The 13,197-nt window shown below is 70.6% G+C and carries 11 protein-coding genes; 6 read left to right on the forward strand and 5 right to left on the reverse strand.

Features of this window, described 5'->3' with window-relative positions; translation table 11 throughout:
• Window positions 1–117: 117 nt before the first annotated feature.
• Window positions 118–1,470 (reverse strand): replication-associated recombination protein A, encoded by a 1,353-nt coding sequence (locus tag IE153_RS09910; protein WP_189589381.1) that lies wholly within the window; start codon window positions 1,468–1,470, stop codon window positions 118–120.
• Between the two features lie 56 nt (window positions 1,471–1,526).
• Window positions 1,527–2,183 carry a vitamin K epoxide reductase family protein gene (locus tag IE153_RS09915; RefSeq protein ID WP_189589382.1) on the reverse strand — a complete coding sequence of 219 codons (657 nt, stop codon included), beginning with the start codon at window positions 2,181–2,183 and terminating at the stop codon, window positions 1,527–1,529.
• Window positions 2,184–2,325: 142 nt separating this feature from the next.
• Between IE153_RS09915 and IE153_RS09920 the strand changes: the two genes are divergently transcribed.
• The 4 genes from IE153_RS09920 to IE153_RS09935 are packed head-to-tail and all read left to right on the forward strand — an operon-like array spanning window position 2,326 to window position 5,844.
• Window positions 2,326–3,198, forward strand: coding sequence for an ABC transporter ATP-binding protein (locus tag IE153_RS09920; RefSeq protein ID WP_189589383.1), 873 nt, complete (start codon window positions 2,326–2,328; stop codon window positions 3,196–3,198).
• Complete coding sequence (locus tag IE153_RS09925) at window positions 3,195–4,040, forward strand: ABC transporter permease (RefSeq protein WP_189589384.1); 846 nt, start codon at window positions 3,195–3,197, stop codon at window positions 4,038–4,040. The genes IE153_RS09920 and IE153_RS09925 overlap by 4 nt, the downstream gene beginning before the upstream one ends.
• The gene (locus IE153_RS09930; RefSeq protein ID WP_189589385.1) at window positions 4,037–5,224 is read left to right on the forward strand and encodes a sensor histidine kinase; all 1,188 of its coding nucleotides are present in this window, start codon (window positions 4,037–4,039) and stop codon (window positions 5,222–5,224) included. Before IE153_RS09925 ends, IE153_RS09930 begins: the two co-directional genes overlap by 4 nt.
• A complete protein-coding gene (locus IE153_RS09935; RefSeq protein ID WP_097215544.1) occupies window positions 5,221–5,844 on the forward strand; it encodes a response regulator in 624 nt (207 codons plus the stop codon). The genes IE153_RS09930 and IE153_RS09935 overlap by 4 nt, the downstream gene beginning before the upstream one ends.
• 219 nt (window positions 5,845–6,063) lie before the next feature.
• Here the strand turns inward: IE153_RS09935 and hisS are convergent, their stop codons facing one another.
• Together hisS and IE153_RS09945 are read right to left on the reverse strand one after the other, a co-directional pair.
• Window positions 6,064–7,326 carry a histidine--tRNA ligase gene (gene hisS, locus IE153_RS09940; protein ID WP_189589386.1) on the reverse strand — a complete coding sequence of 421 codons (1,263 nt, stop codon included), beginning with the start codon at window positions 7,324–7,326 and terminating at the stop codon, window positions 6,064–6,066.
• A gap of 11 nt (window positions 7,327–7,337) precedes the next feature.
• A complete protein-coding gene (locus IE153_RS09945; RefSeq protein WP_189589387.1) occupies window positions 7,338–8,045 on the reverse strand; it encodes an MBL fold metallo-hydrolase in 708 nt (235 codons plus the stop codon).
• A gap of 169 nt (window positions 8,046–8,214) precedes the next feature.
• On the opposite strand from IE153_RS09945, the gene IE153_RS09950 reads away from it, so the two are divergent.
• Both IE153_RS09950 and IE153_RS09955 read left to right on the forward strand, forming a co-directional pair.
• Entirely contained in the window at window positions 8,215–9,060 is an 846-nt protein-coding gene (locus IE153_RS09950; RefSeq protein WP_189589388.1) for a peptidylprolyl isomerase, read from the forward strand.
• Window positions 9,061–9,195: 135 nt separating this feature from the next.
• Complete coding sequence (locus IE153_RS09955; RefSeq protein ID WP_189589389.1) at window positions 9,196–10,425, forward strand: DUF349 domain-containing protein; 1,230 nt, start codon at window positions 9,196–9,198, stop codon at window positions 10,423–10,425.
• A gap of 82 nt (window positions 10,426–10,507) precedes the next feature.
• Here IE153_RS09955 and relA read toward each other — a convergent pair whose 3' ends face one another.
• Window positions 10,508–13,030: a GTP pyrophosphokinase gene (relA, locus tag IE153_RS09960; RefSeq protein WP_189589390.1), complete on the reverse strand. Its 2,523-nt coding sequence runs from the start codon at window positions 13,028–13,030 to the stop codon at window positions 10,508–10,510.
• Window positions 13,031–13,197 lie beyond the last annotated feature (167 nt).

The following is a 13,197-nucleotide window of genomic DNA, read 5'->3' on the forward strand; positions in this document are numbered from 1 at the left end:
CGCGACACCGTTCGACGGTGCGCGACGCTCCTGGAGCCGGTCCGGGGACCGGGCTCCGGCCGACTGTCCCGTTCTGACTGCACGGGACGCGGCACTCCGATCGAGTTTACAGGGTGCTCAGGACCGCTTTCGACCGAGGTTCTTCCGGGTCCACTCCACCGCGTCCGCGTAGCGGGCCTCCGCGCCGTGCCGGGTCGGCTCGTAGTACTCGCGGCCCTTCAGTTCGTCGGGGGCGTACTGCTGGGCCGCGATGCCCTCGGGCAGGTCGTGCGGGTAGACGTAGCCCTGGCCGTGGCCGAGCTTGGTCGCGCCCTTGTAGTGGCTGTCGCGCAGATGGGCGGGGACGGGTCCGGCCAAGCCCTTGCGGACATCTTCGAGGGCGGCGCCGATCGCGGTGGTCGCGGCGTTGGACTTGGGGGCCAGGGCGAGGGCGATCGTGGCGTGGCTGAGGGTGAGGGCGGCTTCGGGGAAGCCGATCATGGCCACGGCCTGGGCGGCGGCCACCGCCGTCTGCAGTGCGGTCGGGTCGGCCAGGCCGATGTCCTCGCTGGCGGAGATCATCAGGCGGCGGGCGATGAAGCGGGGGTCCTCGCCGGCCTCGATCATCCGGGCCAGGTAGTGCAGGGCGGCGTCGACGTCGGAGCCTCGGATGGACTTGATCAGGGCGCTGGCCACGTCGTAGTGCTGGTCGCCGTCGCGGTCGTACTTCACGGCGGCCCGGTCGACCGTCTCCTCCAGGGTGGTCAGGCCGATCTCCGCCTCGCCCTTGTCGAGGGCGGCTCCGGCGGCCGCCTCCAGGGCGGTCAGGGCGCGGCGGGCGTCACCTCCGGCGATCCGCAGGAGGTGGTTCTCGGTCTCCTCGGGGAGGGTGACGGCGTCCTTGAGGCCGCGTTCGTCGGTGAGGGCACGGCGGACGAGGCTCCTGATGTCCTCGTCCGTGAGCGGTTCGAGGGTGAGCAGCAGGGAGCGGGACAGCAGGGGGGAGATCACCGAGAAGTACGGGTTCTCCGTCGTCGCCGCGATGAGCGTCACCCAGCGGTTCTCGACGGCCGGGAGCAGGGAGTCCTGCTGGGCCTTGCTGAAGCGGTGGATCTCGTCGAGGAAGAGGACGGTCTCCTTGCCGTAGCCGCCGGAGGCGCGGCGGGCGCCGTCGATGACCGCGCGGACCTCCTTGACACCCGCGGTGATCGCGGACAGCTCCACGAAGCGGGCATCGGTCGCCTTGGAGACGACGTAGGCCAGGGTGGTCTTGCCGGTGCCGGGCGGGCCCCAGAGGAGCACCGAGGAGGGGCCGGCCGGGCCGGACGCCTCCCCGACCAGTCTGCGCAGGGGTGAGCCCGGCTTGAGCAGATGCTGCTGGCCCACGACCTCGTCGAGGGTGCGCGGGCGCATCCGGACCGCCAGGGGGCTGCTGGACGGCTCCTTCTCCTGGCGTTCTTCGGCTGCGGCGGTGAACAGATCGGGCTCCACGTCAGAAACCCTAAGTCACGGCACCGACAATCCGGCCGCGCCCCGGAACCGAGGGCTCAGCTCAGCCAGAAGTCCCACCAGCGGGTCAGGACCAGCATGCCGATGATGCCGATGTGCAGCACGGGCATGACCCAGGTGAACTCGCCGAAGAAGCTCTTGAGCCAGGTCGGGGCGGGCAGGAAGCCCTTGCGGATGTTGAACGACGTCACGTACCAGAACATCAGGATCGTGGCGACCCAGGCCAGGCTGCACCACAAGCAGAGCGCGTTGATCCGGTACAGGGACTGGAACATCAGCCAGGCGCAGAAGACCACGCCGAAGAGGCAGCCGGCGTTGAAGGTGAGCCAGTACCAGCGCGGGAAGCGGGCGCGGGCGAGCAGGGCCACGCCGACGCCGATGACGATGCCGTAGCAGACGAGGCCGAGCATCGGGTTCGGGAAGCCGAAGACGGCGGCCTGCTTGCTCTCCATGACGCTGCCGCAGGAGACGACCGGGTTGAGGCTGCAGCCGGGTGTGAAGGTCTTGCCCTCGACCTTGGCCTCGAGGATCTTGAACTTGTCGATCGTGATGACCCACGCGGCGAGCAGTCCGGCCGCGCCGGTGATCACCAGCAGCAGGGCGAGAGCCCGGCTGCCGCCCTCCGCGCGCGGTGCGATCTCGGCAGGCTCCGGCTCGGACTCCATGGAGACGTCCCTGACTGTCGTCTTGCTCATCACGCCGATTCCGTCACTCGAGATCTGAACATCTTCGGGCAGGGCCATTGTGCCGCACAGGTGCCCCTGTCCACCGTTCAGTGGACATAAGGATGTCCGCCCGGTCGTCCCTGAGGGGTGCGTTCCGGCCGACGCTCGTCGCATGACAGCACAGGGGTACGAACTCGCCGTGGACGTGCGGGGGCTGCGCAAGCGCTACGGGGACCTGACCGCCGTCGACGGCATCGATCTCGGCATCCGGCGGGGCGAGGTGTTCGGCCTGCTCGGGCCCAACGGCGCGGGCAAGAGCACCACGGTGGAGATCCTCCAGGGCAACCGGGACCGGGACGCGGGCGAGGTGTCCGTGCTCGGGTCGGACCCGGCGACCGGCACGCGCGCGTGGCGCTCTCGTGTCGGAATCGTCTGGCAGGACGAATCGGCACCCGCCGAGTTGACGGTCCGGGAGACCGTGCGGCACTTCGCCCGCTACTACCCCCGGCCGCGGGACCCGGAGGAGGTCATCGGCCTGGTCGGTCTGGAGGCGAAGGCGGACAGCCGGATCAAGGCGCTGTCGGGCGGCCAGCGCAGGCGCCTGGACGTGGCGCTCGGCGTCATCGGGGGCCCCGACCTGCTGCTCCTGGACGAGCCGACGACCGGGTTCGACCCGGCGGCCCGGCGGCAGTTCTGGTCGTTGATCCGCGCCCTGGCCGACGAGGGCACGACCATCGTGCTGACCACGCACTACCTGGAGGAGGCGGAGGCCCTCGTGCACCGGCTGGCCGTAGTCGCCGAGGGCCGGATCGTCGCCGAGGGCGAACCCGGAGCCCTGCGGGAGCGGTACGGCACCGAGGCCACCGTGGCGTGGACCGAGCCGGACGGCAGCCCGCGCGCGACGCGCACCGGAACGCCGACGCGGGCCGTCGCCGATCTCATGGGGCGCTTCGGCGGCGAGATCCCGGGGCTGACGGTGACCCGCCCCACGCTGGAGGACGTCTACCTCCGGCTGACCGGACAGTCCCAGGAGGACGCGCGATGACCACCACCCCCGTACGGGAGCGCGGTGCGGTCGGCGTCGGGCGGCTGCCCGGCGCGTGGGGGCTGGGGCTGCGGCGGGGCGCCCTGGAGATCAGGCAGTTCTTCCGCCAGCGCGACCAGGTGGTGTTCACGTTCGCCTTCCCGGTCGTCTTCCTGTTCCTGTTCGCGTCGATCTTCCGGGACGACGTGGAGGGCGCGGGCATCACCGCCTCGCAGCTGTACGTGCCGGCGATGATGGCCGCCGGGATCATGTCGACGAGCTTCCAGGCGCTCGGCATCTCGATCGCGATCGAGCGGGAGGACAAGGTGCTGCGCCGGCTGCGGGGCACGCCCATGCCACCCGCGGCCTACTTCCTGGGCAAGATCTGGCTGGTTCTGTTCACCGGTCTGCTGGAGACGGCGGTCCTCCTCCTCGTCGGCACGACCTGTTACGGCGTGGGCCTCCCCTCGGACGCGGGCCGCTGGTTCGACCTGGCGTGGGTCTTCGTGCTGGGCATCACGGCCTGCGCACTGCTCGGCATCGCGATCAGCTCGGTCCCGAACTCCGCGAACAGCGCGAGCTCGGTGGTCGTCCTGCCCTTCCTGGTGCTGCAGTTCATCTCCGGGGTGTACATCGCCATCGGCACCATTCCGGACTGGATGCTGAACATCGGGGCGCTGTTCCCGCTCAAGTGGATGTGCCAGGGGCTGCGCGGGGTGTTCCTGCCGGAGTCGGCGCAGGTGCTGGAGCAGGCGGGGAGCTGGGAGTCGGGACGCGTGGCCCTGGTGCTGGGCGCGTGGTGCGTCGGAGGATTGGCCCTGTGTCTGCTGACGTTCCGCTGGAAGGACCGGCGCACCGGATGAGCGATGCCGCGAGCGCCTATCACTGGGAGCGCTCGTTCCGGCTCTGGGACACGTACTTCGCGCTGATCTGGGTGGCCACGGTGGCCTACGTGCTGGCCGCGGAGCGGCCCGGCTGGCCGCTCCGCGGGGTCGCGGCGGCGCTGCTCGTGCCGCTCGTGCCGCTGTACGTGGTGGCCGGGCGGCGGCTGATCCGGGGCGATCCGCCCGACCAGCGGCAGGCGATCGGTTATCTGGCGGCGGCGCTGGCCCTGTTCCTGCCGTCGGCAGTGCTCGCCGGTGAGACGCGGGTGCTGACGTTCGCGCTGATCCCGCAGTGCTTCATGACGCTGCGCCTGCGGTCGGCGCTGGTGGCGGTGGCCGTGATGAACCTGGTTCCCGTGGCGGGCTGGGCGCTGTTGTGGTGGCCCGGTGCCCGGGAGCTGGCCTTCGACGTGCTGTTCTCGGTGGTCACCCTGGTGTTCTCGGTGGCCGTCGGCATCTGGATCATCCGGATCATCGAACAGAGCCAGGAGCGGGCGGAGTTGATCGCCGAGCTGGACGCGAGCCGCCACGAGCTCGGCCGGCTGTCCGAGGCGCACGGGGCGCTCGCCGAGCGGGAGCGGCTGGCCCGGGAGATCCACGACACGCTGGCGCAGGGGTTCACCAGTCTGGTGATGCTGATCCAGGCGGTCGAGGCGGAGCTGGACCATGACGTGTCCGAGGCGCGGCGTCATCTGCGGCTGATGGACGAGACGGCCCGGCAGAACCTCGCCGAGGCCCGGGCCCTGGTCGCCGGGGGTGCCCCGGCGGACCTGGAGGGCGCGTCCCTGCCGGACGCGCTGCGGCGGCTGGCCGCGCGTCATGATGCCGTGCTGGAGGTGACCGGGCCGGTGCGGACGCTGCCCGCGGGCCCGGAGGTGGTGGCGCTGCGCGCCTGTCAGGAGGCGCTGGCCAACGCCCGTAAGCACGCGGGGAGTCCGGTGACGGTCGGTGTGTCACTGGCGTACGCCGACGACTCGCTGACGGTGTCGGTACGGGACTGCGGCCGTGGCTTCGACGCGACCGCCGTCAGCGGCGGGTACGGACTGGCGGGGCTGCGGGCCCGGGCCGCCGAAGTGGGCGGCACCGCCGAGGTGCGCAGCTCCCCGGGCGACGGCACGGTCGTGACCGTCCGGCTGCCCGTCGTACGGAGGAGGCGCCCGTGATCCGGATCATCCTGGCCGACGACCATCCCGTCGTGCGGGAGGGGCTGCGGGCGATGCTCAGTGCGGAGTCCGACCTGGAGGTCGTCGCCGACGCGTCCAGCGGGCCGCAGGCGGAGGCGCTGGCGGCTGAACTGCGGCCGGACATCGTCCTGATGGACCTGCGGATGCCGGGTGGTGGGGGCGTGGACTCCATCGTGCGGATGGCCGGGGCCGGACTGCCCTGCCGCGTGGTGGTCCTGACGACGTACGAGACGGACCGGGACATCCTGCGGGCGGTGGAGGCGGGGGCGGCGGGCTATCTGCTGAAGGACCTGCCGCGAGCGGAACTGGCGGACGCGGTGCGGGCCGCCGCGCGCGGCGAGACGGTCCTGGCCCCGTCGGTGGCGGCCCGGCTGGTCGACCAGCTGCGGACGAAGCCGGAGCGGCCCCGGCTCTCGGAGCGCGAGACGGCGGTCCTGCGGCTGGTGGCCGAGGGGTGCACGAACGCGGAGATCGGGCGGCGGTTGTTCATCGGGGAGTCGACGGTGAAGACGTATCTGCTGCGGGTCTTCGGGAAGCTGGGGGTGGACGACCGGACGGCGGCGGTCACCAGCGCGATGCGGTTCGGGCTACTGGACTGAGGCTGCTGGACCGCGGTTCTCGCCCCCGCCGCCCTTACCCGTCCCCTCCCCAGGGGCTCCGCCCCTTCGCCCCCGCCAGGAGCTGCGCCCCTCGAACCCCCCATCGGCCCGAAGACCCTCGTCCTCAAGCGACGGCGGACGGAGAGAACGGAACCGGCCTCGGCCTCCAGAGCCACGGGGGCTGTGAAGGCACGAGGCCGTTCCCGTCCGGGCGGCTGATCAGCCCAGCCGCGCTTCCAGCTCCGCCACGATCTCGTTCACGCCCACCGCCGTCTGTTCGCCGGACTCCATGTCCTTGAGCTGGACGACGCCCTCGGCGAGATCGCGTTCGCCGACGACGACCGTGTAGCGGGCGCCGCTGCGGTTGGCGTTCTTCATCGCGCCCTTGAGGCCCTTGCCGCCGTAGGAGAAGTCGGCCGCGATGCCGTTCTTGCGCAGCTCGGTGACCTTGGCGAACAGGACGCGGCGGGCCTCCTCGCCGAGCGGGACGGCGAACACGCTGGTGGTCGCGGGCAGTTCCAGCTCGACGCCCTCCGCTTCCAGGGCGAGGACCGTGCGGTCGACGCCGAGGGCCCAGCCGACCGACGGCAGCGCGGGGCCACCGATCATCTCGGAGAGGCCGTCGTAGCGGCCGCCGCCACCCACCGCGGACTGCGAGCCGAGACCGTCGTGGACGAACTCGAAGGTGGTGCGGGTGTAGTAGTCCAGGCCGCGGACCAGCTTCGGGTCGTCCTCGAAGGAGACGCCCGCCGCCGTGATCAGCTCGCGGACCTCCTCGTGGTAGGCCTTGCACGCGTCGCACAGGTAGTCCCGCAGGAGCGGCGCGTCCCCCAGCTGCTTCTGGACCGACTCGCGCTTGTCGTCCAGGACGCGCAGCGGGTTGATCTCCGCGCGGCGCAGGGTGTCCTCGTCCAGGTCCAGGCCGCGCAGGAACTCCTGCAGCGCCGTCCGGTACACCGGGCGGCACTCCTGGTCGCCGAGGCTGTTGAGCAGGATCCGGAAGTTGCTCAGGCCCAGCGAGCGGTACGCCTGGTCGGCCAGGATGAGCAGCTCGGCGTCAAGCGCCGGGTCCTCCGCGCCGATCGCCTCGGCACCGACCTGGGAGAAGTGGCGGTAACGGCCCTTCTGGGGGCGCTCGTAGCGGTAGTACGAGCCGGAGTACCAGAGCTTGACCGGGAGGTTGCCGGCCTTGTGCAGGTTGGCCTCCAGCGCCGCGCGCAGAACGGAGGCCGTGCCCTCGGGGCGCAGGGCGAGCCGGTCGCCGCCCTTGGTCTCGAAGGCGTACATCTCCTTGGTCACGATGTCGGTGGACTCACCGACCCCGCGCGCGAAGAGTTCGACGTTCTCGAAGCCCGGCGTCTCGATGTAGCCGTAGCCGGAGTTGCGCAGCGGGGCGGCGATCGCCTCACGGACGGCGAGGTAGGTGGCGCTGTCCGGGGGGATCAGGTCGTACGTGCCCTTGGGGGCCTTGAAGGTGCTCACGGAAGGTCTCGTCACATTCCTCGTCGGGGAGCCCGAGCGGGTCCCTGGCCGGCGGCCACCTGCCGCAGATACGGGTTGGTGGAGCGCTCCTGGCCGATGGTCGTCTGGGGGCCGTGGCCGGACAGCACCACGGTCGAGTCGTCGAGCGGCAGGCACACGCGGGCCAGCGAGTCGAGCATCTCGGCCATGTCACCGCCGGGCAGGTCGGTACGTCCGATGGAGCCGGCGAACAGCAGGTCGCCCGAGAAGAGGATCGGCGGGATGTCCGCCGCCTCGGGCATGCCGAAGGTCACCGACCCCTTGGTATGGCCCGGCGCGTGCGCGACGGACAGCTCCAGGCCCGCCAGCTCCAGCTTCGCCCCGTCGGTCAGCTCCTTGACGTCGTCCGGCTCCCCCACGGTCAGCTCGCCCAGCAGCGGCATCCCGATGGAACGGCCGATCCCCTTCTCGGGGTCGCTCATCATGTACCGGTCGTCCGGGTGGATCCAGGCCGGCACGTCGTGCGCGCCGCACACCGGGACGACCGACGCCACGTGGTCGATGTGGCCGTGGGTGAGGACGACGGCGACGGGCTTGAGGCGATGCTTCCTGATCGCTTCCTCGACGCCGTCGGCGGCCTGATGGCCGGGGTCGATGATCACGCACTCCTCACCGGCGGCGGGGGCGACGAGGTAGCAGTTCGTCCCCCAGGCCCCGGCGGGGAACCCGGCAATGAGCACGATCGTCCTTCGTTGTGTCGACATACGGGCGGCTAAGGCTGCTCACAGAGCCTACCGGCGCTGCCGATTCCTCAGCGAACCCATATACGGTACGGGGCACACGCACGCGCTCGGCACACAGGACGCACGCGTACCGGTCGACGTATCAGACCCTTGAGGAGAGAACCCGGTGGTCAGCCAGGAACAGCGGCGGCGTCAGCTCGCCCGGGAGAAGTTCTTGCGGCAGCAGCAGCGACGCACTGACGCGCGACGCAAGGCCCGTATCCGCAACTCCGTGATCGCCTCGGCTCTCGGCGTGATCGTGGTCCTGTCGGTGACGGTCTTCCTGACCAAGCCGTTCGAGGACGACGGCAAGAAGGAGAACGCGAACGCGGAGGTCACGCCGAGCGCCACGCCCAGCAAGGCCCCGGACCCGTGCGAGAAGCCGGCCCCGGGCAAGGTCAAGTCGGAGACCTGGAAGAAGGAACCGGCGATGACCGTCGACGAGTCGGCGACGTACACGATGAAGCTGGACACGACCTGCGGCGAGATAGACGTCGCGCTGAAGGCGTCGGCGGCGCCGCACACCGTCAACTCGTTCAACTTCCTTCTCGGCAAGGGCTACCTGGACCACAGCAAGTGCCACCGGCTCACGAATCAGGGCATCTACGTCCTGCAGTGCGGCGACCCGCAGGGCACCGGCATGGGCGGACCGGGCTACACCATCCCGGACGAGAACCTCAAGGACAAGAGCCTCAAGGGCGGGATGTACCCGGCGGGCACGGTCGCGATGGCGAACCAGTACAACGCGCAGACGAAGCAGGGCCGCGACAGCGGCGGCAGCCAGTTCTTCCTCGTCTACCAGGACAGTCAGCTGCCGCCCGACTACACACCGTTCGGCACGGTGTCCGAGGCGGGCATGAAGGTCCTCAAGAAAATCGCGGACGCCGGGGCGCAGGCTCCCGACCCTCAGACGGGCAACACGGCACCCAACGCGACGGTCGTGATCAACAAGGCCACGATCACGAAATCCTGACCCCCAACTGCGAAATTTCGGTCGCGCGGGATGCGGACACGCCCCCCGCCGGTCGCCTATGTTGGCCGTGACGAAACTGTGGACGATGCCCGGGGGAGCTGAGGCCCCTCGCAGGCATCATGTGGAGGAGGCGCTGTGAGCAGCGACCCGTGGGGCCGCGTCGACGAGACGGGGACCGTGTACGTGCGTACGGCCGACGGCGAGCAGGTCGTCGGTTCCTGGCAGGCAGGCTCCCCCGAGGAGGCGCTGGCCTATTTCGAGCGCAAGTACGAGGGCCTGGTTGTCGAGATCGGCCTCCTCGAGAAGCGAGTGAAGACCACCGACCTGTCGGCCAAGGACGCCCAGGCCGCCATCGACCACATCCGCGAGCAGGTCGACGCGCACCACGTGGTGGGCGACCTGGACGCCCTGCGGGTCCGGCTGGACAAGCTGGTGGAGCTGGTGGCAGCGCGCCGCGAGGAGCGCAAGGCGCAGCGGGCGAAGCAGTCCGACGAGGCCCGTCACGCCAAGGAGGCGCTGGTCGCCGAGGCGGAGGAGCTGTCGCAGTCCGACCAGTGGCGGGCGGCCGGTGAGCGGCTGCGGGCCCTGGTGGACACCTGGAAGGGTCTGCCGCGCCTGGACCGCAAGTCCGACGACGAGCTGTGGCACCGGTTCTCGCACGCGCGCTCGGCGTTCTCCAAGCGGCGCAAGCAGCACTTCGCGCAGCTGGACGCGCAGCGCGAGGAGGCCCGCAAGACCAAGGAGCGGCTGGTCTCCGAGGCCGAGGCGCTGTCGAACTCGACGGACTGGGGCGTGACGGCGGCGCGCTACCGCGAGCTGATGTCCGAGTGGAAGGCCGCGGGCCGCGCTCAGCGCGAGCACGAGGACGACCTGTGGAACCGCTTCCGCGGCGCCCAGGACGTCTTCTTCGCGGCCCGCAGCTCGGTCTTCGCCGAGCGGGACGCCGAGCAGTCGGAGAACCTCAAGCTCAAGGAGGAGCTGGCCGAGGAGGCCGAGAAGCTCCTGCCGATCACGGACCTGAAGGCGGCCCGCGCCGCGTTCCGGAACGTGAACGAGCGCTGGGAGGCCATCGGCCATGTGCCGCGCGACTCCCGGCCGAAGGTCGAGGGCCGGATGCACGCGGTCGAGCGGGCCATCCAGGAGGCCGAGGAGGCCGAGTGGCGCCGGACGAACCCGGAGGCACGCGCGCGTGCCGAGGGTCTCACCGGCCAGCTCCAGGCAGCGGTGGACAAGCTGCGGGGCCAGATCGAGCAGGCGCGGGCGCAGGGCAACAACGCCAGGGCCGACAAGCTCCAGCGTGAGCTCGACGGCCGCCAGGCGCTGCTGGACCAGGCGCTGAAGGGCCTGCAGGAGTTCGGAGGCTGAGCAGTCCGTCGAAAGGGGCTCCCGTACGAGGTGTACGGGAGCCCCTTTCGTGTGGTCGGAGGTGCCGACCGCTGACGAGCGGTTACGACCTGCTGCGCGCCGACGTCACCCGGTACACGTCGTAGACACCCTCCACGCCCCGGACCGCCTTCAGCACATGGCCGAGGTGCTTCGGGTCGCCCATCTCGAAGGTGAAGCGGGAGGTGGCGACGCGGTCGCGGGAGGTCTGGACGGCCGCGGAGAGGATGTTGACGTGCTGGTCGGACAGCACGCGGGTGACGTCCGAGAGGAGCCGGGAGCGGTCCAGGGCCTCGACCTGGATGGCGACCAGGAAGACCGAGGACTGGGTGGGCGCCCACTCGACGTCGAGGATCCGCTCGGGCTCGCGGGACAGCGAGTCGACGTTCACGCAGTCGCTGCGGTGAACCGATACGCCGCTGCCGCGGGTGACGAAGCCGATGATGGGGTCGCCCGGGACGGGGGTGCAGCAGCGGGCCAGCTTGACCCACACGTCCTCGACGCCCTTGACGACGACGCCCGGGTCGGCGCTGGAACGGCGCTTGCGGCTGCGGCCGCGGGCCGGCGGGACCGACTCGTCGATCTCCTCGGTGGCGGCCTCCTCGCCGCCGAGGGCCTGGACCAGCTTCTGCACGATGTTCTGCGCGGAGACATGGCCCTCGCCGATCGCCGCGTACAACGCGGAGATGTCGGCGTAGCGCATCTCGTGCGCGAGGGTCACCAGGGAGTCGCCGGTCAGGATGCGCTGGATCGGCAGGTTCTGCTTGCGCATCGCGCGGACGATGGCGTCCTTGCCCTGCTCGATCGCCTCGTCGCGGCGTTCCTTGGAGAACCAGGCGCGGATCTTGTTGCGGGCGCGCGGTGACTTGACGAAGCCGAGCCAGTCGCGGGAGGGGCCGGCGCCGGCTGCCTTGGAGGTGAAGACCTCCACCAGGTCGCCGTTGTCGAGGGTGGACTCCAGCGGGACCAGCCGGCCGTTGACGCGGGCGCCTATCGTGCGGTGCCCGACCTCGGTGTGCACGGCGTACGCGAAGTCGACCGGGGTCGCGCCGGCCGGGAGCGCTATGACGTCGCCCTTGGGGGTGAAGACGAAGACCTCGTTGCGGGACAGGTCGAAGCGCAGGGACTCCAGGAACTCGCCCGGGTCCTCGGTCTCCTTCTGCCAGTCCAGGAGCTGCCGCAGCCACGCCATGTCGTTGAGGTGGTCGTCCTTGCTCTTGCCGGACGACTTGGGGGCGTCGCTGCGCACCTTCGAGGCGCCGGCGACGGCCTCCTGCTTGTACTTCCAGTGCGCGGCGATGCCGTACTCGGCGCGGCGGTGCATGTCGAAGGTGCGGATCTGCAGCTCGACCGGTTTGCCGCCGGGGCCGATGACCGTCGTGTGCAGCGACTGGTACATGTTGAACTTGGGCATCGCGATGTAGTCCTTGAACCGGCCGGGGACCGGATTCCATCGCGCGTGCACCGTGCCGAGGGCCGCGTAGCAGTCGCGGACGGTGTCCACGAGGACGCGGATGCCCACCAGGTCGTAGATCTCCGCGAAGTCCCGGCCACGGACGATCATCTTCTGGTAGACGCTGTAGTAGTGCTTCGGGCGGCCGGTGACGGTCGCCTTGATGCGGGCCGCGCGCAGGTCCTGCTGGACCTCGTCGGTGACGATGGCCAGGTACTCGTCACGCTTCGGCGCCCGCTCGGCCACCAGCCGGACGATCTCGTCGTACATCTTGGGGTAGAGGATCGCGAAGGCGAGGTCCTCCAGCTCCCACTTGATGGTGTTCATGCCCAGGCGGTGGGCGAGCGGCGCGTAGATCTCCAGGGTCTCGCGCGCCTTCTTCTCCTGCTTCTCGCGCTTGAGGTAGCGCATGGTGCGCATGTTGTGCAGGCGGTCGGCGAGCTTGATGACCAGGACGCGCGGGTCCTTGGCCATGGCGACGACCATCTTGCGCACGGTCTCGGCCTGCGCGGCCTCGCCGAACTTGACCTTGTCCAGCTTGGTGACGCCGTCGACGAGCAGCGTGACGACGTCGCCGAAGTCGCGGCGCAGGTCGTCCAGGCCGTACTCGGTGTCCTCGACCGTGTCGTGCAGCAGGCCGGCCATCAGCGTGGCCGGATCCATGCCCAGCTCGGCGAGGATGGTGGTGACGGCGAGGGGGTGCGTGATGTACGGGTCGCCGCTCTTGCGCTTCTGGCCGCGGTGCCAGCGCTCGGCGACCTGGTAGGCGCGCTCGATCTGGCGGAGCGTGGCCGTCTCGATCTTCGGGTCGTTGCTGCGCACTATCCGCAGCAGCGGCTCCAGCACCGGGTTGTACGGGTTCGCGCGCTGCACACCGAGACGGGCCAGACGGGCGCGGACGCGGTTGGAGGAGCCGGAGCGGGCCGGCTGTCCGGCTGCCTGACGTACCGCGGGCGGCGGGGTGGGCTTGGGCCGCGACTGATCGGCGGGTTTGTCGACCGGTGCCGCCTGGGCATGCTCGACCGGCCCGCGGGTGTCGTTCTTCGCGTGGGGCGCGTTCGGCGCGGGCTTCGCCGCGGCTGCCGAGGCGGACTCGGGCTTGGCGGCGGTCAGGTGCTGGGCCTCGTCTGGCAAGAGGGCTCCTCGTGCGCGATCCGGGTCCCCCGGTCAGGTTCCGGAGACCCCATGGTAGCGATCCTGAGCTCCAGGATCGCCTTCAGGCCAATGTGAGGACCGTCTACCCCGCAAAACACGGAAGGCGGGCTCCGGATTCCTCCGGGCCCGCCTCCGCGGTGTCGTGC

Origin of the sequence: Streptomyces massasporeus (genome assembly GCF_014648995.1) — a bacterium.
Taxonomy (GTDB): domain Bacteria; phylum Actinomycetota; class Actinomycetes; order Streptomycetales; family Streptomycetaceae; genus Streptomyces; species Streptomyces massasporeus.